Annotated in this window: 20 protein-coding genes; 6 read left to right on the forward strand and 14 right to left on the reverse strand. The window is 73.6% G+C overall.

Features of this window, described 5'->3' with window-relative positions; translation table 11 throughout:
- The first annotated feature begins 71 nt into the window (after positions 1-71).
- The gene (locus tag ACZ6S8_RS26505; RefSeq protein WP_469459798.1) at positions 72-515 is read left to right on the forward strand and encodes a subtilase-type protease inhibitor; all 444 of its coding nucleotides are present in this window, start codon (positions 72-74) and stop codon (positions 513-515) included.
- A 112-nt stretch (positions 516-627) separates the two neighbouring features.
- Here ACZ6S8_RS26505 and ACZ6S8_RS26510 read toward each other — a convergent pair whose 3' ends face one another.
- The 6 genes from ACZ6S8_RS26510 to ACZ6S8_RS26535 all read right to left on the reverse strand — a co-directional run bounded on the left by ACZ6S8_RS26510 (position 628) and on the right by ACZ6S8_RS26535 (position 8,486).
- Positions 628-1,077, reverse strand: coding sequence for a sel1 repeat family protein (locus ACZ6S8_RS26510; RefSeq protein ID WP_469459800.1), 450 nt, complete (start codon positions 1,075-1,077; stop codon positions 628-630).
- Positions 1,078-1,139: 62 nt separating this feature from the next.
- The gene (locus ACZ6S8_RS26515; protein WP_469459801.1) at positions 1,140-2,072 is read right to left on the reverse strand and encodes a GNAT family N-acetyltransferase; all 933 of its coding nucleotides are present in this window, start codon (positions 2,070-2,072) and stop codon (positions 1,140-1,142) included.
- Between the two features lie 183 nt (positions 2,073-2,255).
- Entirely contained in the window at positions 2,256-3,038 is a 783-nt protein-coding gene (locus ACZ6S8_RS26520; protein ID WP_469459803.1) for a lysophospholipid acyltransferase family protein, read from the reverse strand.
- Between the two features lie 159 nt (positions 3,039-3,197).
- Complete coding sequence (locus ACZ6S8_RS26525; RefSeq protein WP_469459805.1) at positions 3,198-4,631, reverse strand: hypothetical protein; 1,434 nt, start codon at positions 4,629-4,631, stop codon at positions 3,198-3,200.
- A gap of 27 nt (positions 4,632-4,658) precedes the next feature.
- On the reverse strand, positions 4,659-6,113 hold the full coding sequence (locus ACZ6S8_RS26530; protein ID WP_469459807.1) for a lipase family protein: 1,455 nt from the start codon (positions 6,111-6,113) through the stop codon (positions 4,659-4,661).
- Between the two features lie 330 nt (positions 6,114-6,443).
- Positions 6,444-8,486: a WD40 repeat domain-containing serine/threonine protein kinase gene (locus ACZ6S8_RS26535; RefSeq protein WP_469459809.1), complete on the reverse strand. Its 2,043-nt coding sequence runs from the start codon at positions 8,484-8,486 to the stop codon at positions 6,444-6,446.
- A gap of 305 nt (positions 8,487-8,791) precedes the next feature.
- Between ACZ6S8_RS26535 and ACZ6S8_RS26540 the strand changes: the two genes are divergently transcribed.
- Both ACZ6S8_RS26540 and ACZ6S8_RS26545 read left to right on the forward strand, forming a co-directional pair.
- Entirely contained in the window at positions 8,792-10,000 is a 1,209-nt protein-coding gene (locus ACZ6S8_RS26540; RefSeq protein WP_469459811.1) for a hypothetical protein, read from the forward strand.
- Positions 10,001-10,047: 47 nt separating this feature from the next.
- Positions 10,048-10,605 carry a hypothetical protein gene (locus ACZ6S8_RS26545; RefSeq protein WP_469459813.1) on the forward strand — a complete coding sequence of 186 codons (558 nt, stop codon included), beginning with the start codon at positions 10,048-10,050 and terminating at the stop codon, positions 10,603-10,605.
- A gap of 25 nt (positions 10,606-10,630) precedes the next feature.
- On the opposite strand, the gene ACZ6S8_RS26550 is transcribed toward ACZ6S8_RS26545, so the two are convergent.
- On the reverse strand, positions 10,631-11,215 hold the full coding sequence (locus tag ACZ6S8_RS26550) for a tetratricopeptide repeat protein (RefSeq protein ID WP_469459814.1): 585 nt from the start codon (positions 11,213-11,215) through the stop codon (positions 10,631-10,633).
- Positions 11,216-11,365: 150 nt separating this feature from the next.
- On the opposite strand from ACZ6S8_RS26550, the gene ACZ6S8_RS26555 reads away from it, so the two are divergent.
- Together ACZ6S8_RS26555 and ACZ6S8_RS26560 are read left to right on the forward strand one after the other, a co-directional pair.
- Complete coding sequence (locus ACZ6S8_RS26555) at positions 11,366-11,809, forward strand: hypothetical protein (protein WP_469459816.1); 444 nt, start codon at positions 11,366-11,368, stop codon at positions 11,807-11,809.
- On the forward strand, positions 11,806-15,636 hold the full coding sequence (locus tag ACZ6S8_RS26560) for a hypothetical protein (RefSeq protein ID WP_469459817.1): 3,831 nt from the start codon (positions 11,806-11,808) through the stop codon (positions 15,634-15,636). Before ACZ6S8_RS26555 ends, ACZ6S8_RS26560 begins: the two co-directional genes overlap by 4 nt.
- 74 nt (positions 15,637-15,710) lie before the next feature.
- Here ACZ6S8_RS26560 and ACZ6S8_RS26565 read toward each other — a convergent pair whose 3' ends face one another.
- Positions 15,711-16,148, reverse strand: a complete 438-nt coding sequence (locus ACZ6S8_RS26565) for a hypothetical protein (RefSeq protein WP_469459819.1) — start codon at positions 16,146-16,148, stop codon at positions 15,711-15,713.
- A 154-nt stretch (positions 16,149-16,302) separates the two neighbouring features.
- Here ACZ6S8_RS26565 and ACZ6S8_RS26570 point away from each other — a divergent pair, with 154 nt between their 5' ends.
- Entirely contained in the window at positions 16,303-17,025 is a 723-nt protein-coding gene (locus ACZ6S8_RS26570; protein ID WP_469459821.1) for an SIR2 family NAD-dependent protein deacylase, read from the forward strand.
- An 87-nt stretch (positions 17,026-17,112) separates the two neighbouring features.
- Here ACZ6S8_RS26570 and ACZ6S8_RS26575 read toward each other — a convergent pair whose 3' ends face one another.
- The 6 genes from ACZ6S8_RS26575 to ACZ6S8_RS26600 form a co-directional block, all read right to left on the reverse strand.
- On the reverse strand, positions 17,113-17,595 hold the full coding sequence (locus tag ACZ6S8_RS26575) for a VOC family protein (RefSeq protein WP_469459823.1): 483 nt from the start codon (positions 17,593-17,595) through the stop codon (positions 17,113-17,115).
- Positions 17,596-17,720: 125 nt separating this feature from the next.
- The gene (locus ACZ6S8_RS26580) at positions 17,721-21,287 is read right to left on the reverse strand and encodes a bifunctional glycosyltransferase/CDP-glycerol:glycerophosphate glycerophosphotransferase (RefSeq protein WP_469459825.1); all 3,567 of its coding nucleotides are present in this window, start codon (positions 21,285-21,287) and stop codon (positions 17,721-17,723) included.
- A gap of 204 nt (positions 21,288-21,491) precedes the next feature.
- Positions 21,492-21,866, reverse strand: coding sequence for a hypothetical protein (locus ACZ6S8_RS26585; protein ID WP_469459827.1), 375 nt, complete (start codon positions 21,864-21,866; stop codon positions 21,492-21,494).
- A gap of 123 nt (positions 21,867-21,989) precedes the next feature.
- Complete coding sequence (locus tag ACZ6S8_RS26590; RefSeq protein ID WP_469459829.1) at positions 21,990-22,421, reverse strand: roadblock/LC7 domain-containing protein; 432 nt, start codon at positions 22,419-22,421, stop codon at positions 21,990-21,992.
- A gap of 95 nt (positions 22,422-22,516) precedes the next feature.
- A complete protein-coding gene (locus ACZ6S8_RS26595; RefSeq protein ID WP_469459831.1) occupies positions 22,517-23,314 on the reverse strand; it encodes a transcriptional regulator in 798 nt (265 codons plus the stop codon).
- Complete coding sequence (locus ACZ6S8_RS26600) at positions 23,311-23,721, reverse strand: hypothetical protein (protein WP_469459833.1); 411 nt, start codon at positions 23,719-23,721, stop codon at positions 23,311-23,313. Before ACZ6S8_RS26600 ends, ACZ6S8_RS26595 begins: the two co-directional genes overlap by 4 nt.
- Positions 23,722-23,736: the final 15 nt, after the last annotated feature.

Below are 23,736 nucleotides of genomic sequence, written 5' to 3' on the forward strand. Positions count from 1 at the left end.
CGGGCGTTCGCGCGGCGCGTGGGCAAGACTCTGTCCGCTATCCGAAACACCAACCCAAGGGAGTGTTCGAAATGCGGTCCATCGCAAGGGGTCTCGGGCTCGGTTCCGCCGCCATGGCGCTCACCGCGCTCACCGCGCTGGCCTGGCCGGGAGCGGCCGACGCCGCCCCGGCCGGCACGGCGAGCCTGTACGCCCCGTCCGCGCTCGTGCTCAGCGTGACGGCCGGGGAGGACGCCGACGCCGGTACGGTACTGCGGGCGGTGACCCTCGTCTGCGCGCCGACGCCCGGCGGGACGCACCCGGACCCGATCGCCGCGTGTGCCGAATTACGCGCCAACAGCCCGGAGTTGGACGTGCTCGCCGCGCCCGCGCCGGACACCGCGTGTACCAGGGAGTGGAATCCGATGACGGTCAGGGCCGAAGGGGTGTGGGAGGGCCGCCGGATGAGCTACGCGTACACCTTCGGCAACCCGTGCGGCCTGGAGAACGCCACCGGCGCGCTGTTCGGCTTCTGAGCCGGCCACCCGTCCCGCGGTCCTGATCCCGCGGCCGGAGTGCCGGTCCCGTGTCACCTCGCAGCCGGGCGGCGCCGTGCGACCGCCGTCCGGCTCACCGGGGACACGGGGCTCACAGGGGCGTTCCGCCGTCCATGTTGAAGGCGTGGCCCGGCCGGAACAGCCGCTTGGCGAAGAAGTGACCGTGCTCGGCGGCCATCCGGAACCACGGCTCGGACGCGGGCATCCCGTCCCGCTGTTCGACGAGCCGGGCCATCTCCCACATCGACTCCACGTCCCCCTGGTCGACGGCGGACCGCAACAGCCGCTCCGCCTCGGTGAAGTCACCGCCGATCTTCCGCAGCAGCGCGACCGCGCGCATCGCCCGGGGGTCACCGTCGGCCGCCGCGGCCTCCGCCTCCTCGACGGTGGCGAACTTGTTCCGGTTGCGCCGCCATCCCAGGAGCAGGAGGGCGATGCCCACGGCCCACACCGCCCAGCTCGCGTCGGTCAGTCCCGGACTGTCGTTCACCCAGCCGAGCACGCTCAGGAGTGCGGCGACGAGCAGTAACACGTACGACATGGGTTCCCCCCGGAACGCCGACGACGAGGCACCGCGCAGACTAGGGCAACCACCCTGCGCTGTCAGCCCAGTTCGAGGCTCGTGACGCCGTAGATCCCGGCGAGGTCGGCGTCCGGCGCGGGGCCCGTGTACATCCGCGCCGTCTCGAAGACCGGTACGAGCCCGAGGCCCGCCAGGAGTCCGGCGGCGCCCGGGTTCGCGTCCGGAACGTCCACGGAGATCCGACCGCCGGGGGCGTGCCGGGCGAGCCCCCGCAGTAGCGCGGCCGCGACGTCGGGACCGTCGGCGTACAGGGGGCCGACCCGGGAGGGCCCGGCGGACGGACGGACCACGCCGAGACCCGCGATCCGCCCGTCGCGGACGGCGGCCAGCGCGGTCCTGCCGGGCAACGCGGTCCAGAGCGACAGGAAGGCGTCGCGGGACGCGGGGAAGAAGCGCCGGTCGTAGGCGGCGAGCTGCGCGAAGGGGAGCGACCCGGCGTCGACGAGCTCGACGCCGGCGGGGACGCGGGGAACCCCGGCCCCGCCCGATACCCCGGATCCGCCGGACACCCCGGCCCCGCCCGACAGCAGCGCTCCCCCGGGCTCCACCACCCCCCAGGGCACCCCTTCCAGCCGGGTGTTGTTCCACGCCGGACGGAACCCGGACCTGCGGTAGTTGTCCTGCTGGGCCACGACCCCGTCGAGGCCGACGAGTCGGCCGCGGAGCCGTTCCATGCCGGCGCGCCACAACCGCATCCCGTACCCCTGCCCGCGGAAGGCGGGGCGCGCGATGTAGAAGCCGATGAAGCCGAAGTCCCGTCCGTAGCGCACCGCGGAGATGCAGGCCACCGGTTCGCCGTGGACACGGCCGACGAGGAAGCCCTCCGGGTCGGCGGCCGCGAACGCGAACCGGTCCGAGTCCCCCGGATTCCAGCCCTCCTCCTCGGCCCAGGCCCGCATCCGTTCCATGTCGGCGGCGCCGGCGCCGGCGATCTCGCATCCCGTTCCCGTCATGTCCGGTGTTGTACCAGATGCCGGAAGGGCGCGCAGCGGGGCCCAACCGGCCGTCAACAGGCGTACGAAGAACGTCCGTCGGCGTCCCGATGCCGTCCCGGACGCACCGGCCGGGAGGCACGGGTGCGCCGGCGTACCGGGCACCGGGCGGGTGCGGGCCGGCATCCGGCGCCCGCGGTGAGGTCAGTCGAACAGGTCTTCCCGATCGGCCAGTTCGCGGTCGACCAGCTCCTGAACGGCGCTGCGCGTGGTCTCGCTGAGGCGTCGGGCGGCCTCCCGGCGGGCGACCAGACCCTCGGGCCGCGCCGGCGCCGGGATCGGCTCCCCGACGGTGATGGTCCAGTTGGACGGCAGCGGGAACGGGGTGGTGAGCGGGAAGTACGGCACGCCGAGGAGCCGGGCGAGGGTCGGCACCTCGCCGAGCTTGGGGCACGCCTCCTCCGCTCCGACGATCCCGACCGGTACCACGGGGGCTCCCGAGCGGATGGCGGCGACCGCGAAGCCGGGGTTGAAGGGCCGCAGGCGGTACCGCTCGGTGAACGGTTTCTCCAGACCGGCGACGCCTTCCGGGTACATCCCGACGAGCCGTCCCGCGTTGAGGTGGTCGACGCCGGCCGTCGGGCCGATCGGGAGCGCGCCGTTGCGGCGCGCGTGCCGCCCCAGGATGGGTGTGCGGAAGACGAAGGGGGCCGCGAGGAAGCGCACGCGCCGGTCCAGGGCCCTGCCCAGGACCTTGTCCAGTACGAACGCGTCCAGGCCCCAGGCACCGGAGTGGTTGACCGCGATCACGGCGGGGCCCTCGGCCGGGATGTTCTCCAGGCCGAGCGCGACCACCCGGAAGTAGTCGTCGACCAGCCAGTCGAGGAGGCGGTCCCACGCCACCTCGCCGGCTTGGCCGAGCAGCTTCTTGGCGGAGTCGAGTTCCGCCCCGGCCGCCCTGATCATCTCGGCCACACTGTCCCTCATGGGGGACCTCACTCTCGCATCGCGCGTCACCGACGGGGGGTCGACGGGACGGGTTGTGCCGGTTCAACGTCCGTGAGCGCTGCCGATCACGGGGTGATCGGGTCGGCGCGGCGGAAGTCGTCCGTTCGAGGGCGGACGGACCCGCCCACCCGGGTGAGGTCAGCCCGAGAACCACCTCGCGGCCCGCCGTACGTCGGCGGCCGCGTTCGCGCACCGGTCGGCGTGCGCGAGGAGGGCCGTCCGGAACCGTTCGCCGGTTTCGCTCCCGTTCCAGCCGGTGTCGGCGGCGCAGGCGGAGAGCCGCTCCGCGTGGCGGTCCAGCCGGTCCGCTCCGACGCGTCCCCGCGCCCCGTACGCCGGGAGCCCGCCTCCGTACGCTTCCGCCGTCACGGTGGGACCGTCGGCCCCGACGAGGGCGACGGCAACGGACCCCGGACCGAGGCTGCCCGGCAGGCCGTCCGGGCCGAACCGCGGTGCGAGGAGGACGGGCCGCGCCCCCGCGGTGGCGCCGCGGACGACTTCCCGGCCCACGAGCACGGCGAAGCGCGCGGTGGCGCAGCCGGACGGGCTGCCGCACAGGGCCCACGCCGGATCGGCGGACTCCCCCGATGCCGGCGGCCCCAACAGCGCACGGTCGTAGAGGATTTCGTCCCCCGGGACGATCGCCGGTGCGTCCGCGTCCAGCGGCGCACGGACCGGGTACACCGTGGCGGGCAGCGGAGGATAGGTCTCCAGGGCCAGGTCCACCGCGGACTCCGGCGGGGTCACGTCGCCCGTGGCCGCGCCCGCGGCGAGCAGGGCCAGCGCCTGGAGAGCGCAGACGCTGGTGGCCGTCGACACCAGGGACAGTGCGTGCGCGACGGCCAGGTCCGTTTCCTGCGCGTCCTGGGACCGGGCCGCCAGCCGGCCGGCCAGGGAGCCCGGCTCGGGGTCGGCGAGGTACGGGGCGAGCCGCCGCCGCAGGGCCGCCGCCCGCTCCTCGTACGCACGGCTGCCCACGGCGCTCGTCGCGGCCCTGACCATCTCGCTCAGCAGGGTGTCCGCGGCCGCGCCGGCCCCCAGGACGACGTGCCGGCTCAGCCGCAGCATGCCGGTGCGCCAGGCGTCCTCGTCCAGGGCGCCGTCCTCGCTCCGGGCACGGAGCACCGCGTGCAGGTGCCCGGCAACCCGGACGGTCAGCCCGGCGAGTTCCTCCTGCGTCAGCGCATCCCACGCCCCGGCCGGAGCCACGTGCGGCGAGAGGCCGCAGCGGCGCCCGTCGGTGGCGAGACCGGACGCGGTTCCCAGCGCACCGGATCCGTCGGCACGGGCCAGCAGGCTCTCCGCGTCCGCGCGGGTCAGCGGCACGACGAAGGTGCCGAAGGGCGTACGGAGCCGCACCCACTTCCCGTCCCGGCGGCCCTGCAAATGCGTCATCAGCCGGCGTGCGAGCCCGGCGCCGGTGAGCGCGTCCAGACCCAGCGTCCGCGCGGGCAGGTCGGCCCACGGCAGACCGCGGGCCACCAGAGCGGCGCTGAACAGGACGTTTTCCAGGGGTCGGGCCGTCCCGGGTCGCGGGGCGGCAGTGGCCGGGACGTCGTACGGGGTGGTCATCGGTCGGTCTCCCTCGTGGTCACGCGGTCACTTGTCGCGGAGCATGTACGGCTGGTTCCCCACGACTTCGCCGTCGTAGGCCGTGATCAGTCCGTTCACCCGGTCCCGGTGGTGCGCCATCTCCCCGCGCAGGGTGTCGGAGTACGCCTGGGGGGCGTGCGACAGCGGGTAGTCGTACGACTCGTCCAGCCAGGTCAGTTCGACCCAGTCGGCAGGGACGTCGTGGGGGGAGGCGGGGCCCCGTCCGTCGAGCATGGGGATCACGTCGTGCTTGTTGACCAGGCTGATCACCTGCGTGGTGTGGTCGGCCGGGCGCTTGTTGTCGATGGGAGAGCCCAGCGTGACCACGTGCGTGATCCGGTAGGCCGACGCCAGTTCCACGTCCATCGCCAGGTTCATGGCCGTCAGCCCGCCCAGGCTGTGTCCGACGAACATCACCTCGGACCCGGCCGGCACTCCCGCCCGGCGCAGCAGCTTCCGCGCGGCGCGCGTGTAGGTCGTGTCGGAGCGCAGGCACCCGTCGAAGGCGCCGATCAGGTCCTGGGGGGTGCTGTTGCTCGGCAGCCCGAAGCTGGTACCGGGCAGCAGGAGCACGTATCTGACGTGGCCGTCGGTACATGCGACGCGCCGCAGCAGCACCAGACCGTGATTGCCGAGCGTGCCGATGTCGTTGATGTAGCTGACGATGTCGTTGCGGGACGTGCGCAGGGCCTTCGCCAGGATGGAGTCGGGCTCGATCCGCTCCGCGCGTCCGGGACCGGGGTTGAGGAACCCGAGCACCGAACTGGGCAGTCCGAAGAAGGGATCCGTGGTCGGGACGCCGCCGGCGAGGGTCACCCACGAGAAGTCGTCGTTGACCGGGTTCTCGTCGAGCAGTCCCAGCAACCCCAGGAGCTCCATGATGACGGGGCTGACGGTCGTCAGGGCGCGCGTCACGCCCAGCCGCTCGACGAGCGCGTGCAGGGCCCGCAGTGCCTCCCACCGGCTCCCCCTCACCATGGCGTCGGTGAGCCGCCTCGCCAGGGCGGAGTCGAGGTTCGGGTGCTCGACCACCGCCGCCTCGATCCTCAGCGCGAAGGCGCCCACGGCCATGGCCACCGCGGCCGGGCGGCGGTGGGTCACGCTCCCCGCCATCCGGGCCAGCTCGCCGACGACTCCGCCGTTCGGACCGAACCCGAGCCCCGAAGGGCTGGTCAGCGCCTTGGCGCACGACACCGCCGTACCGACCGCCCACGCGGGGCGGCGCAGGCAGGCCAGGCCGAACCGCCAGCTGCTCAGCGCGCCCGTCAGATCCGCTCCGGCCCGCTTCGCGGTGAGGGCCGCGTCCGCCAGCAGCAGGGAGGCGGCGATCAGGAGCTCCGCCTCGGGCCGCCCCGCCGCGGAAGGGGCCCGGCCGGGCCCGGCGTCCAGCGTGTCCGCGGGCGGACCGGACTGCTCCGGAATGGGCTGAGCTGCTTCATCGACCACCTGATGAGGCGTCACGGTCTTCCCTCTCGTCGCTTTGCGGCAACTTCGCCGCGATGCCCGGTTTCTGCCAGGCATCGTGGCATCGGCGCCGATCCGCTGCGCGCACCCGAGGGGGCGACGGACGAGGGGCGTGCGCCTGCCCGCCACCACCGGCGCACGCCCTGCGGCGGTGGACCCCCGATCCCACCGGGTGCCGGACGGACACGGCCGGGCCTGGCCGGCCGCGCATCTCCGTGCGACCAGCGGGATGAGAGGGGGGTCGCCGTGTTGACGCGTACCGCCCCTGCCCCTGCCGGGCACACGCCGGCTCTGCGACCCTGATGGCGGCGGCGAGACTCCCGACGCTCAAGGCCGCCGGGAGGCCGGCGGTTGCGACGGAGCCCACGGATCCCGCATGGGGAGCGGCCAGAGCCGGACGGTGTTGTCCTCACTGGCGGTGGCCAGCGTCCGTCCATCGGGGCTGAAGACCGGCTGCACCGGGATTCCGCCCACGAAGGTGCTGCTGAGGTCTGTGGTGGTGGTACGGGTGCGTGTTGCGAGGGACCACAACGCGAGTGTGAGGGTGCGGTCGGAGAACAGGACGGCGGCGATGGTGCTGCCGTCCGGGCTGATGGCCGCCCGCTGGACGGCCTCCTGGTCCAGGACGGTGGTCGAGATGCCGGCCGGGTCGGCCAGGTCCGTCAGGCGCAGCCCGTTCTTCCCCTTGCTGGCGGTGATGACGCCCCGTCCGTCGGGTGTGAACGCCACCGACTCCACTGCTCCGTCGAGGGTTTCGATCACGGCCGGATCCTTGCCGGAGCCGGGGGTCCACAGCCGCAGCGCATGCCCCCGGCCTCGTTCTCCGCCGATGGCGAGGGTCTTCCCGTCGGGGCTGTGGGCCAGGACGTTCAGCCAGCCCCGGTCACCGGTCTGCGTGGCGGTGAGCGTACCGGCGGCCGTGTCCCACATCAGGAGGTCGTCGTCACCGGATACGGCGAGGGTTCTGCCGTCCGGGCTGAACGCGAGCACGGTGCCGACGGGGCCGTGGCGGTCGAGGGTGGAGCGGCTGGTGCGGGTCGCCACGTCCCAGAGTTCGGCCTTGGACGTACCGAGCGCCGTCCCGGTGGCGAGGGTCCTGCCGTCGGGGCTGAACAGGAGGTGCCGCACCTCCTCGGTCTTCGTGGCGAGGGTGGCGGCAAGCGTTCGGGTGGTGGTGTCGCAGAGCCGGACGGTGCCGTCCTGACAGCCCACGGCCAGGAGCCGTCCGTCGGGGCTGTAGGCGAGCGACATCACGGTGCTGTCGGCCACGGTGAGTGCGCTCCACAGGGCGCCGGCCCGGTTCTTGGCGGACGGAGCGTCGTGGTCGGCGAACTCGCGCACGGCGATGACCGTCCCCGATGCCGCGGCCACGGCCACGGCGGCCACCGCGCCCAGCAGGACATGACGGCGACACGGCCCGGACGGCGCGGGGGCGGGGGCGGCCGGCGCCGCCGCGGTGGGCGCGCTCGCGAGAGCGGCCACGTCCGCGGGAACCGCCGGGGCCCGCACCCTCACGGTGGGGACGTGCCGCGCGGCCACCGCGCCCGGCGCCGCCGACCGGGCGGCGCCCAGCCGCGCCCGCGTGCGCACGGCGTCAGGGCGCCGTTCCGGGTCCTTGGACAGCAGCTCACCGAGCAGGTCCGCCAAGGCACCCGCGCGCACCGCCGGCGGCGCGGGCCGGGTCAACACGGCCGTGATGACCGCCGTCAGGGTCGCCCCCTCGAACGGAGGGCGTCCCTCGACCGCGGTGTACAAGGTCGCACCGAGCGCCCACATGTCCGCCGACGCCCCCACGCGCCGGCCTTCCAACTGCTCCGGCGGCATGTACTGCGGCGTGCCGATGACGGCGTTCGTCCCTGTCAGATGCTGGGTGGCGTCCAGGATCCGGGCGATGCCGAAATCGGTGATGACGGGGCTCTCACCGGCGAGCAGCACGTTGTCGGGCTTCAGATCGCGGTGGACCACCCCGGCGGCGTGCGCGTGGGCCAAGGCGTCGGCGATCGTCTCCCCGAGGGCGGCGACCCGCTCCCAGCCGAGGCTTCCTTCGGCCCTGACGAGGCCGGCCAGCGAGGGCCCGGTGATGAACTCCATCACGATCCACGGAACCCCCTGGTGGTGCACCACGTCGTGCACCGTCACGATGCCCGGATGCCGCAGCCGGGCTGCCGCCCGTGCCTCCCGCTCGGTGCGCGCGATCAGCTCCGACCGGACGTGCGGCGGCGTTTCGGGCGGCAGCAGCACTTCCTTGACCGCCACCTCGCGGTCGAGCATCGAGTCGTGGCCGCGCCATACGCGCCCCATCCCTCCGCGCCCGACCATCTCCACCAGGAGATACCGCCCACCCACCAGGTCGCCCGCTGCCCCCATCATGTCGATCACCCTAACGGCCGCCGAAAACAGCCGACCACCGTCGGTCTTCGGGGTACAGCGCTCCACTGCCGTGCCCATCCGGCCGACAGGGGACAGGGACGCCGGGGATGGAACAGCGGGACGGACGGCCCTCTGGTTCGGCCCCTGTTCTGTGATCCTCGTCTCTGGCTGCCCACGCCGGGGGCGGTCCAACACCGGTGTGCGGTACAAACGTTCGGCGAGCCGACCCTGGTTCGCGGCGGCAGGTGCGCGCCTGGAAGGTGCCGCGTTCCGTGTTCGCTTCGTGCACACCGGGGGACAGCAGCATGAACCGTCCGCGACCCGCTCCCGTACCGCCGACAGGGACTGCGCGCCGCCGCACTCGCTGGGACCGCTACCGGGTCACCGGGCCGTTCTCCCCGTCCGATCTCGCGAAGCTCTGGGGTCTCATCGGCGCCCTCGTGGGTGTCGCGCTGGTTCTCGGCTGGGCCTTGGACATGAAGGGCGGCACGGTCATCGTGCTGCTGGCGCCCTACGTGTTCCTGTGGTTCGACGCGCGGCGCGTCCTCTTCCAGTTCGACTCCTCCGGCGTGCGCATCGGGAACGTCCGGTTGCCGTGGACCGATGTCACCGCCTTCGTCGTAGCCGAGTCGGCCGCGCTCGGGCCGCAGGTACTGATCGGTACGCGGCTGCGCGAGGGTGTGGCCGTACCTGCCGGGGCCGAGGTGCTACCACCCGATGTGTCGATGCCCGCACCGCTCCATGTGGCCGTCGAGCGAGGGAAGTTCGACCTGGGCAAGCTGACCGCCAAGACCCGGCGGTACGCGCCCGCACACGTGCGGATCCTCGAGGTGGGGACCTCGGCGGGCCACTCGCCCTCGGACGGGGATCCGTACGCGGACTCCGTTCGTCCATACGCGGACTCCGTTCCTCCGTACACGGACCCCGTTCGTCCATACGCGGACCCCGTTCCTCCGTACGCGGACCCCGATCGTCCGTACGCACCCGTGCGGCAGCCGGACCCGGACGTCGGCGCCCTCCGGCCCGCCCTGCCGGACGCCCACGGGCCGCGCTGGAGCCTCGTCACGGGAGCGGTGCTGACATGTGTCGCGGTGTGGGCGGTGCTCGCCGGCGCGATGCCGTTGCCGGCCATGCTCTTCGCGTACGAGGGCGGGAGCTCACAGGGTGGTGTCTTCCTGCTGACGGAGGACGTCCTGGGGCTGGACCTCCTTCCGGCCGAGGACCCGTGGAGCGGGCTGCTGACCTGGCCTTGGTTGCTCTCGTTCCTCGGCATGCTCACCCTCGCCTGCCGCGCCGTCCGGCCGCACGCACGGTTTCGCGCCCTCAGGGTCGTGGGTCTTCTGTGCACCGTCGCCTTTCCACTGGTGCTGCTCGGGAACGACGTGGTCTCGGCGGGACGCGTCAGCAGCTTCGAAAGCGGTTGGTGGCTGCTGCACCTCGCCGCGCTCCTGGGGCTGGGGGCGTTCGCCGCCATCGACCTGACGCTCACCCGGGGCCGTGTCGGCAGGTCCTGACCGCCGACCGCCCCGCAATCATTTCGATCAGCGACACAGGGGGAACCTTGAACACCCGCACCGCATGCGCCGTCCTCACCGCCACCGCCGCCGCACTCGTCCTCACCGGATGCTCCGACACCAAGGAGCTCTCCTACGGCGCCAAGGCGAAGAAGGACAATCTGGAGGTCAGTGTGGAGCGCGTGGTCGCCGGCACCGCCGACGACCTGTCCGTGCTCAAGGATGCCGCCCAGTATCAGGGCCGTACGCCGTACTACGTCCACTACCGCGTGACCAAAACCGACGCCGGGGACGTGAGCGGCCCCTCCTTCGACGTCACGGCGGACGGCGACCTGCTGACCCGGTTGAACATCATGAGTTCCTTCCCGCAACCCGTCGTGGGCGCGGACGGCAAGCTCAGCTACAAGGACGCCCCCAAGTTCGACAAGTGCCTCGACCGGCACGACTCCGGCACGTTCAAGCAGGCCCCGGCCGGCGAGAGCTACGAGGCCTGCTCCGTCTACCTCTCCGCATCGGGCTCCGGCGCGGCGCCCGAGAAGGTCGAGTGGGTCAAGGGCGGCCTGCTGCGGCGCAGCGACGACGAGGCGTTCGCCGTCTGGAAATGAGCCCGTCACGTCGGGGCGCCGCCGGTCAGCCGCCCGCGTTCCGTTCCGCGATCCGCAGGTTCTCGGCGATGTCCTCCCGCACCGGATGCCCGGCCGGCAGGTCCGTGCTCTGGGCGTGGGCGCGGCGCAGGACGGTCAGTCCGTCGCGGTGGAGGCCTGCGGCGAAGAGGGTCGCGCCGAGGGTGTTGGCGGTGGTGAGGGTGGATTCGTGGCCGGCTCCGAGGCGGCGGGCGCGGCGCTGCCAGGTGTCGTCGAGGACCGCGACGGACGCGGAGACGTCGCCCTGGATGGCCAGGGCCGCGCCGAGGTTGTGGGCGCAGTCGAGGGTCGCGGGGTCGTCGGGGCCCCAGGCGCGGGCCGCACGGTCGGTGGCCTCGCGGGCGAACTGCGCGGACGCGGCCGCCTTGCGCTGCTGGTAGAGGGTGGAGCCGAGCAGGTTGAGCAGGCCGACGGTCTCCCCGTCATCCGCTCCCAGCTCCTCCTCGCAGTCGGGCAGCAGGCGGCGCAGCAGCGCCTCCGCCGCGGCGAAGTCGCCTGTGTCGAACAGAGCGCGCGCCGTGCGGAGCTGCCGGCGCAGGCTGGTGCGGTTCGGTCCTTTGCGACGCCACATGCCGTCCCCTCGCCCACGGCGTCGTCGCCGTGTCGTTGTTCCGGGTGTGACCGACCACCTTATAACCGCGGCAGGTTGACCCGGGAGGGCGCGGGCGCGGGGCGCACGGCGGTGGCACGATGGAGCGGGCACGGCAACGGGAGGACACTCATGATCGAATCCCTGGCGGCGGTCGCGACGGCCGCTTCGACGACGCTCGTCGCCGCGATGGCGACGGACGCCTGGGGCGCCGCGCGCTCCGGGTTGCTGCGACTGTTCGGGCGGAACGAGGACGGATTCGAACAGGGTTCGCTGGCAACGCTGTTGGAGAGCGAGGCCGCGCTGGTGTCAGAGGCGCGGGATCCGGAGGCGGCACGCCGGCAGTTGGCACCGGCGTGGCAGTTGCGGCTTGAGCAGTTCCTTCGCGCGCACCCGGAGGTGGCCGACGACGTGCGGGAGCTGACCCGGCGGCTGCAGGACGAACTGCCCGCCCGGCAGGGTCACTGGGTGCAGCACGTCGAGGCACGCGACCACGGACAGGCGTTCGGCGCGCAGGGCGGGAACGTGATCGTTCATCAGGAGCCCGGCGCCGGCCGCGGTGACCGCGCGACGTGAGCGAGCAGTACGTCAGCGCGACGGGCGGGTTCGCCTACGGTGTCGTCGGCGCGGACATCCACGTGTTCGGCGACGGCTCTCCGCTGTACGTGCTGAGGCGGTGGACGCCGGCCCCCGAGGCGGATCCGCAGTGGCTGCGCCGGCAGCCCAGCCGGATGCTCCACGCGCGGTTCGCCGTGGCGCCGTTCACCGGGCGGGAGGACGAACTGGGGTCGCTGCACGCCTGGTGCGACGGCGCTCCGCAGCGGGCGGCGCGGTGGCTGCACGCGCCGGGCGGGCAGGGCAAGACCCGGCTGGCCCAGCAGCTGGCCGCCGAGTTGTCCGGGCAGGGCTGGAAGGTGGTCACCGCGGTCGAGGGGCCCGGGACGGTGCTGCCTCCGCCCGGCAGCCAGGACCTGACGCCGGACGGTGCGGCCGGGCTTCTGCTCCTGGTCGACTACGCGGACCGCTGGCCGCTGACCAGCCTCACCTGGCTGTTCAGCAACGCCCTGCTGCACCGGCCGGACGTGCGCGCCCGCGTCCTGCTGCTGGCGCGCGGCACCGATCCGTGGCCGGCCCTGCGCGGGGCGCTCGCCGGTGAGCAGATCGACGTGTCGACACAGGCCCTCGGGCCGCTGGACGAGCCGAGCGGCCCGGCGGCCGGGCAGGGCGAGCGGGGCGCGATGTTCCGTGCAGCGCGCGCCGCCTTCGCCGAGCGGTACGGGATCGCGGTGGCGGCGGGCGAGCCCGAACTCGCCGACGACGACTTCGGGCTGGTGCTCGCCGTGCACATGGCCGCCCTGGTCGCCGTCGACGCCGCGGCCTCGGGCCGGCGCACCCCGGCCGACCTGGCGGGGCTCACCCTCTACCTCCTCGACCGCGAGCACCTGGGCTGGGCGCTGCTGCACGACCGGCGGGGCGCGGGACGGATCACTCTCTCCCCCGCGGTCATGAACCGGGTGGTCTTCGCCGCCTCCCTCAGCGGCGCCCAGCCGCGAGAGCAGGGAGCATTGCTCGTGGACGCGCTGGAGGCCGGTCCGCCGACGCCCACCGTGCTGGCGGACCACGGCACCTGTTATCCGCCGCCCGAGGGCGTGCACGGCACGGTCCTGGAACCGCTCTGTCCGGACCGGTTGGCGGAGGACTTCGTCGCGCTGACGGTGCCGGGCCACGCGGCCGACTACCCGGCGCAGGTGTGGGCGGCGGACACCGCGGGCCTCGTGCTGCGGCACGGCTGCGGTCCCGCCCGGGGGGTGTCGACGCTGATCGCGGCGGCGGGCCGCTGGCCGCACCTCGGGCCCGCCTGCCTGCATCCGCTGCTGGCCGCCGATCCCGGCCTCGGCGTGGCCGCCGGGGGCGCCGCCCTCTCCGCGCTGGCCGAGCTGCCCGACATCACGGCGGCGCTCCTGGAGGACGTGGTGGACGCCGTGCCGCACCCGGTTCCCGCGAACCTCGTGGTGGGACGGGCCGCCGTCAGCGTCCGGCTGTTCGCATCCCGGATCGCGGCGGCGCCGGACCGGCGCACGTGTGCCCGGCTGTACGCCGGGCACGGCAACGACCTGGCCGAACTGGGGCGCACGAACGAGGCGCTGCGGGCGGCGCGGCGCGGCGCCGAGCTCTTCCGGGAACTGGCCGCCGATGATCCGCAGACGTACGAGGAGCACGTCGGCCGCACCCTGACCAACGTCGCCGGTCTGCTGCACCGCACCGGCGAGGTCGACGAAGCGGTGGCGGCGCAGCAGGACGTGGTGGACCTCTTCACCCGTCTCGCCCAGGACGATCCGCGCCGCTACGAACCGTACCGGGCGACCGCGCTGGCCAATGTCAGCGTGCATCTGGAGTCGGCCGGCCGGTGGGAGGAGGCGTACCGGGCCAACCAGGAGGCGGCAAGCGCGTACCGCAGGGCCGCCGTCCACGATCCGGAGCAGCGGCGAGGGTTGGCGATCGCGCTGTCCAACGGGGCCGCCCTCACGTTCCGTCCTCCTGCGGAGGACGTCGCCCTGCGCGAAGCGGTCGCGCTGGGACGGGAGTTGGTACGGGAGGGAGCACGCGTCGAGGACACGCCGCTCGTCGCGTCGCTGGAGCGGCTGCGCGAGCACCTGTCCGCCCGCGGCAGGCACGCCGAAGCCGTCGCGCCGGCGCAGGAAGTGGCCGAACTCAACCGGCGCCTCGCCGAAGCCGATCCGCACCGGTACACCTCCGCGTGGACGACGGCGCTGATGAGCCTGCACGGAATTCTGCTCGACGCACACCGCCCCCGGGAGGCCGTGGAGGTCGGCGAGGAGGCGGTGACGCGGTTGCGCCGGCTGGCCGACCGCGCGCCCGCCACCTACCTCTCGTCCCTGGGCAGAGCGGTGTCGCGGCAGAACAGCGCGCTGCGCGCGGCGGGCCTGCCGCCCGAACCGGAGGTTGATGTTCCGCGGCGGGTGCTCGACCCCGGCTCCCTGGGCCGGCGGGTGCCGGCGGCCCGGATCACGGTGGACGGGTGGCTCCCGGAACTGCTGCCCGTGCCGCACGTTTCGGCCGAGGTACGGGAGGGCACGGCGCGCGGGCTCGCGCGTCGGCGGGACTGGCCGGCGTACTGGGAGCTCGTCCGCTCCGCTCCCCTCGCCGACGCGGTGCAGCTCGTGCGCCGGATCCCCCGGCGCGCCGGGGCGCCGGACCACCCGCTGGACGCGGAACTGTTCGGCTGGCTGCGGTCCCTCTCCCCGCGCCGCGTCCGGGACCTCGTGGAGGGGGCGGCCGGCGCGGCCACCCGGACGCTGCCGGAGGACTTCGGCGTCTTCTCCGCGGCGCACAGCGCGTTCGGGCACGGCGGCCGGGTGCTGGCCACCGCGCACGTGACGGACGACCCGGACGAGCAGTCGTGCGAGGTGATCGAAACGCTCGAGCCGGAGTCCGGCGCGCGGACGGTGCTCCTCCGCGGCCCCGTGTGCCACGAGTCGCTCGCCGTCCTGGGTCCCCGGGACGTGGTCGCGCTGCGCCGCAGCGAGGGGTACGCGGCCCGGGCCGAACTGGTCCGGCACACGTCGGCCGGGACGCGGGTGCTGGCGCGCGGCAGCATGCTCACCGGGGCGCACCTGGCGGCCACGGCGTACGGATGCGTGGTCTCGCTGCCCCTCGCGCCGCAGGCCCTGGTCATGAGGACGACCGGGGAGTTGCGCCAGGTCGACCTCGGGCCGTGGGCGCTGAGCACCGGCGGCCCGGTGGCGGTGACCCCCGGGGGCGACCGCCTGGTGCTGTGCGACGGCCACCGCCTGATCGCCGTCCACGCCGCACTCGGCCACGCACTGGACGCAGCCCCGGTACCGGCGGAACACGCGCCGGTACGGGAAATGGTCTTCGCCGGCGAGGACGCGCTCGTGACGGCGGGGCGGCACGGCGGGCTGGTGCTGTGGAGACTGGACGCCGACGGGATGCGGCCGGTGGCGTCCTGCGACACCCCGATGCTGTCGCAGCTGTGCGCGGTCCCGGCCTGGGACGTGGTCTGCGGTCATGCCGGCTCCGAGGACCGGATCCGCTTCTTCGACCCGTGGCGGGATCTCGCCCCGGTGGAAGCCCCGCCCGCGATCGTCGGCTCCGTCCGTCGCCTGCGTGCGGTACTGGCGGCGCCGGGCGGACGTCACGTCGTCTACTCCGGACAGCTCGACGTGGACGCGCCCCCGCGGCGCCGATCCTTCGCGTTCGTGACCCGGGTACACGATCTGCACCATCCCGGTGCGCTGTTACGGAGGCCGCCGACCGGTCTGGACGACGCCGAACGCGCGGCTCTGGCCCGGGCCGACGGGGACGATCCGGGCGTGCGCGAACTGCTGCGCCTCGCCCACGTGATGGCCGCCCGCCACTGAGGCCCCGGGGAACGTGCGCAGCGAGGGCGCGTACGCTGCCCTGCGCACGGCCTCCCGGGGCCGCGGCCCGTGGGTCAGCCCGCGCAGATCACGTCGTCGAGCCGGATGGGCAGGGAGTCCAGGCGCACGTACGCGGTGAAGGTGTCGGTGGCGTCGGCAGACCAGTGGGTGGTGACGGTGGCCCAGCCGACGCCCGCCGACTGGGCCACGGTGACGGGGCCGACGGCGACGTCCAGCGGCCGGTTCTGGGAACAGAGCAGGACGTCCGCGTCCGGGGTCGCCGCCTGCTTGTCCTTCAGCACCTGCGAGACCCGGTACTCGCGGTCGTACGCGGTGGGGCCGTGGTCGCCGTAGAAGGAGCCGAGGAACCGGCTGATCTGGGTGGCGGTGTGGTGCCGCGCGGCCCCCCGGTCCGGCGGGGCGGCGAGGGCGGGTCCGCAGGCGAGGGCTGCCGGCAGCGCGAGCAGGACGAGCAGCAGGGCGGAGCGGGGGCCGTACGGCGTGAGTCTCATGTCCGGTTTGTAGCCGCCGGGGCGGGTCCGCCGGGAGGGGCGCGGCCCGGACTCACTCCTGTGGGGGGCGGGATTCACCGGAGCGCCCGGGCACCCGGCGCCCGGCCCGGTAATGCGGTCGCGGGCGGACGGGCCGCGTACGTAGGGTCGGCCCATGGGAAAGCCGCTCGTCGCCGTGTTCAGTGGGGCCGGGATGTCCACCGATTCCGGGATTCCGGACTACCGGGGCCCGCAGGGCCTGTGGCGGCGGGACCCCGGGGCCGAACAGCTCGTCACCTACGCCCCGTACATGGCCGATCCCGAGGTCCGGCGCCGGTCCTGGCGGATGCGCGCCGAGATGGGGGCGCTCGGGGCGCGGCCCAACGCGGCGCACCTGGCGGTGGCCGAGCTGGAGCGCGGCGGGACCCCGGTGCGGGTCATCACCCAGAACGTGGACGGGCTGCACCAGCTCGCCGGGGTTCCGGACCGCAAGGTGTTCGAGCTGCACGGAACCGCCCGGTCGGTGGTGTGCACGGGCTGCGCCGCCCGCTCGGACATGGACGGGGCGCTGGCCCGGGTCGCGGCGGGAGAACCGGATCCGGACTGCCGGGCCTGCGGCGGGATCCTGAAGGCGGCGACCGTGATGTTCGGCCAGCGGCTCGACCCGGACGTGCTGGGACGGGCGATGGCGGTGGCCAAGGGGTGCCAGGTGTTCATCGCCGTCGGATCCACCCTCCAGGTCCAGCCCGCCGCCTCGCTGGCCGGCCTGGCCGCCGGGGCCGGCGCCCGGCTGATCATCGTGAACGCCGAGGAGACCCCGTACGACTCCCTCGCCGACGAGGTGATCCGCGACCCCATCGGCACGGCCCTCCCGGCCCTGCTGACCCGCTTCGCCTGACACCCGGCCGCCGCACCCACGGCCCGGCCGGCCCCGAGCGGCCGGGCGTCCGCGGGGTGCGGGCGTCCGCGGGGTGCGGGGCGGGGTTCAGGCGGCGTCGGCGGCTCGGCGCATCTGCTCCACGTCGAGCTTCTTCATCTGCATCATGGCGGCGGTGGCACGGGCGGCCCGCTGCGGGTCCGGGTCGGCGATCAGCTCGATCGCCTCGACCGGGGTGACCTGCCAGGAGAGCCCGAACCTGTCCTTGACCCAGCCGCAGGGCCCCTCCTGTCCGCCGTCCCGGGTGAGCACGTCCCAGTAGTGGTCGGCCTCGGCCTGGTCGGCGCAGCGGATCTGGAAGGAGACCGCCTCCGTGAACGGGAACTGCGGGCCGCCGTTGAGGCCGATGAACTGCTGTCCGTTGATCTCGAACTCGACGACCATCACCGTGCCCGCCGGCCCGGGGCCCGCCTCGGTGTAGCGGCCGATCCGCCCGAGCTTCCCGTCCTTGAAGACGGAGAGGTAGAAGTCGGCCGCCTCCTCCGCGTTCCCGTCGAACCACAGGCACGTGGTGAAACCCTTGCTGGTCATGACTGCCTCCAGGCCGTTGCGCGGGCGGTGGGTACCCGTCCTCACATACAGACCGGCCCCGGGCCCGCATCTCATCGGTGGGCCCGGGGCCGGTCTGTGTCCAGCCTGGAATTCGCTCGTACGGGCTACTTCCCGGGCGTCCCGGTGACGCCGAGCATGCGGTCGACGACCCGCTTCGCGGCGTCGCCGTCGTCGAGGTCGCAGAACTCGGCGCGGAACGCCGCCCGCGCCCCGGCGTACTCGGCCGCGACGGACTCCGCGTTGCGGACGGCCGCGATCAGGCTCGCCGAGTCCGCGAGCAGCGGGCCGGGCGCCTTCTCCTCCAGGTCGAAGTTGAAGCCGCGCAGCGTGCCCCGGTAGTGCTCCAGGTCGTACGTGAAGAGCAGGATCGGCCGGTCGGTCACCGCGAAGTCGAAGATCGCGGACGAGTAGTCCGAGATCAGCACGTCGGCGACCAGCAGCAGGTCGGTGGCGTCGGGCCAGCGCGACACGTCGACGACGAAGCCGTCACGGACGCCCTCGCGGACCTGCTCGCCCACGTTGTGGTGGCCGCGGACCAGCAGGACGTGGTCCTCGCCGAGCTCGCGACGGGCCTCGTCGAGGTCGATGTTCAGGTCGAGCTTGTAGCCGCCGGAGAAGCCCTCGCGGTTCTCCCGCCAGGTCGGCATGTAGAGGACGACCTTCTTGCCCTCGGGGAGGCCGAGCCGGCGGCGCACCTCGGCGACCCGCTTGGGGTCGGGCTTGACCAGCGCGTCCGTGCGCGGGCTGCCGGACTCGACGACCTCGCCGGTGTAGCCGAGGGCGCGCTTGAGGACCGGGGTGGCGTAGGAGCTCGGGGAGGCGAGCAGCGTCCACTGGGCGCTGTCGTGCTCCAGGCCCTCCAGCACCTCGGGGCTCGTGTAGTAGTCGTGGACGTAGTCGTGGCCGATCTGCTTGATCGGGGTGCCGTGCCACGTCTGGACCACGGTCTGGCCGGAGCGGCGCAGGAAGTTCCGCGGCACGTTGGAGTTCACCACGTAGTAGCGGGCCCGGGCCAGCACGTCCCAGGACTCGACGCTGTCGTACTGGACGGCGCGGGCGGTCTCGGGGACCTCGGCGCGGCCGTCGCGGACGAGCCAGATGTGCTCCAGCTTCTCGCCGCGGCGCAGGAGTTCCTCGTGGATGGCGCGCGGCGAGTCGCCGGCGCCGTTCCCCTGGAACGTGTCGTAGACGACCATGTCCTTGACCGGGAGGGCGCGCTGCGCCGGGTAGGTCTCGTAACGGGCCACGCGCTGGGCGAAGTTGGAGCGGTCGTGCGGGCTGAGCAGCGGGTCCGAGACGATCACCATGCGGTCGTGGAAGCGGGCCTCGACGCGCATCCGGCGGCCCTGCACGGTGAGCGGGTGGGGACCGGCGAACAGCAGGCCGGGACCCATCTGCACCGGGGCGCCGCGGTCGACGCCGAGCAGGCCGGCGGTGGTTCCGCCCTGTGCGACGGGGCGCAGGGTGGGCCACCAGCGGCCCTCGGGCAGCGTGGTGCGGCCCGCGTACGCCTCGGGGAGGGTCGGGACGAAGGTGGTCTCGAAGGAGTCCCCGTCGCGGGTGACCGGGTAGCTGAACTCGACGCCGTGCACGTTGTGCAGGACCAGCTCGTAGGGCTCGTCGGCCGGTGCGAGGAAGCGGCCGCGCAGGGTGATGGCGCCGTCCTTCGCGGTGACGGCGTCGACCAGCGGCGGCGAGGGCTGCGCGGAGAGGATCAGGTGGCCGGTGTTGCCGCGCTTGGCGAACAGGGAGCGCCCCGGGTCGCCGCCGGACAGCGGGACGACGAGGCCGGTGAAGCCGCCGCGCTCGTCGTGGGCCAGCGGGTGCTCGGTGCCGTCGGCGCCGGTCACCGTCAGGGTCCAGGGCTGCGGGGTCCACTCGCCGGGCAGGCACTCGGCGTCCGGGACGGCGGCGAGCCCGGCCAGCGGGACGCGCGCGGTGAAGGGCACCCGGCCGCCCGCCGCGGCGGAGGTCTCCAGCGGGAAGGACAGGGCGGTCGCGGTGGTGGTGTGGACGGCCCGCAGGGTGGCGCCGGCGCCCACTTCGGCGGCGAGTTCGCCGGTGATCTCCAGGGCGTCGTCACCGGCCGGGCGGACGTCCAGCGCACGGGCGCGGACGGTCTCGACCTGGACGGTGAGGGATCCGGCGACGATCGGCAGGATGCGCACGTCGGGGGCGACCCAGTGCGCGGGCGGGTTCTGGCCGGTGTCGTGCTCGCCGCCGCGCAGCCGGGCGCGGTGCAGGCCGCCGGCGCCGGTGACGGCGACGGAGGTGGTCCAGACGCCGTCGCGCCAGGTGCCGCCCGACTGGAAGATCGAGGGGTCGACGACGGCGGTGAAGCCGGCCCAGTCCGCGTGGCGCAGGGCCAGGTGCGGGGAGTTGACGGTGGCCATCGGGGAGGCGACCGTACGGGCGCTGACGACGGCGCGGCGGCGCTTGCCGCCCTCGCGGAACACCAGCATCTTGCGGGAGCCCAGGCGGCTTTCGGCGCCGAGGTGTCCGGGCAGGGCGTAGCCGCGCAGGAGCAGCTTGCCGTCGGCCCAGACGGCCTGCTCGAGGCGGCTGACGACGCGGCGCTCGCGCGGGCCGAGGGTGAGGATCCGGGCGGGCACGGGCGGACGGCCCTGGAGGAAGGGGTAGTCCGCCTGCGGGCGGGCGAGGCCCTTGACCGGGACGCTGTAGTGGTAGTCCCGCTGGTGGTCCTGGAGGGCGATGAAGTCCTCGACGCGGCCTTCGCGGGCCAGGAACGCCTTCAGGCGGTCGGCCACGGTCAGGTCGGACCAGGGGCCGGTGCCGATCTCGCGGACGAGACCGCCGACCTCCTTGACGAACGCGTCGCGGAAGTCCTGTCCGCCCTCGCCGACGTACTTGTAGATGAGCGGCAGTTCCTCGCTCAGCACGTTGTAGTCGTAGTCGCGCAGGTAGCGGGCGTACTTGGCGCCCTCCTTGCCCTTGAGGGCCTCGCGGACCAGGCGTACGGAGGTCACGCGGTCGATCAGGGAGACCGGGTCGGTGGAGCGCTGGGTGATGGAGCGCTCGCCGGTCTCGCGGACGCGCCAGTGGTAGACGCAGTCGCTGATGATGTCGACGCTGGACGCGAAGTAGTGCGCGGGGATGCTGACGGGGGCGTCCTCGTAGAGGATGCCCTCCGGGTACTGGAAGTCGTGCTCGTTCCAGAAGCTGCGCCGGTAGACCTTGTTCCACGCGGTGCGGTCGGTGACCAGCGCCGGGAACTTGGAGATGTGGGTCTTCAGCTGGGTCTTGGCGAACGCCGCCCGGTGGCCCCACGACTGCTGCATGCCGACGGAGCGGAAGCGCTTGACGTTGCCGCCCGCGAAGTCCGAACCCGTCTCGTCGAGGGCCGCGATGAGCCGCTCGTAGGCGTACGTGGGCATGGTGTCGTCACTGTCGACGAAGGCCAGGTACTCGCTGTCCTCGTGCGCGTGCCGGGCGCCCACGTTGCGGGCGGCCCCGAGGCCTGCGTTCTCCTGCATGACGACCCGGAAACGCTTGTCCCGCGCGGCGAACGCCTTCGCTATGACGGCACTGGTGTCCGTGGATCCATCGTCGACGAGGATGGCCTCGAAGTCGGTGAAGGTCTGGGCAGCAAGGGACTCCAGGCACTCGTCGAGGTAGAGCTCGACGTTGTAGACGGGGACGACGATGCTCAAGCGCGGGGGCATGGGTGGCGAATTCTCCAGCGTTTTATGCTTTATCGATGATCGGCTGATTACAGCATCCTACTCTGTAACAGATTCATAAAATCCCACCATCTTGGACATATCCTGCCTGATCGCCGGGGCGGACGGCAAAGAATTAAGCCGCCCGCCACCTTGACGAAGGCCTCCGGAGCAGGTCCGGGAAGGGCTCGGGGGTCAGACCTCCAGCTCGCTCTCGATCTTCTTCAGCTGGTGGCGGGCCATCGCCAGGTTCGCCCGGCCCCGGTCGAGGGCCAGGTAGAGGAAGAAGCCCGTGGTGCCCCGGCCCTTGAGCAGCCGGATGAGGTGGTACTGCCCTCCGAGGGTGATCAGGATGTCCTCGATGTCGTCGTTCAGACCGAGCATCTCCATCGTGCGGACCTTGGCGCGCACGACGTCGGTGTTGCCCGCGGCGGCGACGGCCAGGTCCAGGTCCTTGCCGCCGCCGACGGTGCCGAGGGCCATGCCGCTGCCGTAGTCGACGAGGGCCGCGCCGATCGCGCCCTCGATCGTGGTGGTCGCTTCCTTGAGTGCGGTCTCCACGTTGGCCATGTGAGGTTCCTCTTTCTCGTTCGCTGGTGTGACGTTCGGGTGCACCGCTCTCGCGGTGCGGGTGTACGGGTGTACCGAGGTGCGGGTTCGGAGCCGACGGGCGTGACGCCGCCGGTGTGGGGGCTACGTCGGCGGGTACGCCGGCGGACTGCCGGGACCGCGCCGTCCGAGGCTGTGGTCTATGAGGTCGGCTATGCGCAGGCTGGAGCGCCGGGCCTCCAGGTGGAGGCGCCCGACGTTGACGCGGGGCTCCGCGAGCAGGGTCAGCACGGCGGCCTCTCCCGCCGCGTACGTCGCCACGTATCCGTGTTCCCCGCGCACGAGCAGCTCGCGGAACACGCCCTGGCCGGTGCTGTCGCTGAGCCGCTGGGCCACCCCGAGGGCGGCCGCGGTCAGGGCGGCCACGGTCTCGGCCTCGGTGGCGGCGCTGTCGTGCGCCAGCACGAGGCCGTCGACGCTCGCGGCGAGCGCCCCGGTGAGCTGGGGAACGCGGGCCCGGAGCCTGCGGAGCTCTGCGAGTATCTCGGCCTCCGCCTCGGCGGGCACCGTGCTCATGTCGGCCTTTCTCCTTTCGGACGGCCCGTCGGGCTGCCGCTCGGGCAGCCTGCGCTCGGAGCGGTCGGCGCGAAGGGCCGGTCGCAGCGGGAGCCTCACAGGCTTGCCTCCAGTGCGTCGCGTAACCGGCGGAGCAGTGCCACGTCCGGGGATTGGGCCTGGGTCATCCAGTCGGGCAGCGGTTCCACGACCGGGGCGGGAGCCGCGGCGTGCGGGGTGTCGACGAGGCCGGCCGCCGCGAGGCGCCGTACGTCGAGGAGCGTGTGGAAGGCGGGCCGGCCCAGCACCCATGCCAGGTCGGCGGGGGTGCGGACGCCGTCGGCGTGGTGCAGCAGGAGGCGCTGGCGGGGCGTGACCGTCTGGCCGGGCGCGGCGGCCCGGGGCACCACCGGGGCGGTGTCCAGCAGCGGGTAGGGCCAGACCGCGTCGAGCAGTTCCCGGCGCCGGCGGGTCTCGCGCTCGACGGCCGCGGCCGGGACGGAGCGCACGGACCCGATCCAGTGGGTGGCCCCGCGGCGGAACCGGGAGGGGCCGCTGCCGGGGGACAGGGCGAAGAAGGCGGCGTCGAAGATCGCGGCGAGGTGGCAGATCTCCAGTTCGCCCCCCGCGAGCCCGCCGCTGTCGACGAGGAACCGGGCGACCTGGCGGCGGGCGCCGGCCCGGTCCAGGGCCTCGCGCCAGCGCTCGGGGGCCAGGCCGCCGCCGGTGGTGAGCAGGACGTCGAGGCCGGGTGTGGCGGGGCTCTCGGCGTGGACTATCCGGCCGTCCTCCAGGAAGAGGGTGCCGCGGTCGCGGAGCAGGGCGCCGGTGGCGCGCTCGGCCGCGAGGCGGGTGAGGAGCGGGGAGACGGCGGTCATCGGGGCCGGCAGCGGCACCGGGGCGGGAGCGGTCATCTGAGCACCAGCTCCTCGGCCAGGCTGCGGAGTCTGTGCCGGGCGAGGGCGAGATTGCCCTCGGTACGGTCGAGCCAGAGGTGGAGGAAGACGCTGCTGTCGAAGCTGGTCTCGACGAAGCGGAGCACGTGGTAACCGGTGCGGGTGGTGACGATCAGGTCTTCCACGGGCGGCCCGGCGGGTGCTCCGCCGCCGGATATCTGCTCGGACTCGGACGGGGCGAACGACTCGTACTCGGCGGCGGCCCGGGCCAGCTCGGCGGTCTCGGCGGCGGTGGTCTCGTGGTCGCCCACGGGCGAGTCCCCGGCGGTGCCGAGGGCCAGTCCGCTGCTCCAGTCGACCAGCGCGGCCCCCCGCGCACCAGGCAAGGCCATGGCTTCGAGCAGGCATTCGTCGATCCCGGGCACGCGGGGCTCCCCTCC

This window comes from Streptomyces sp. NPDC048461 (genome assembly GCF_055587105.1).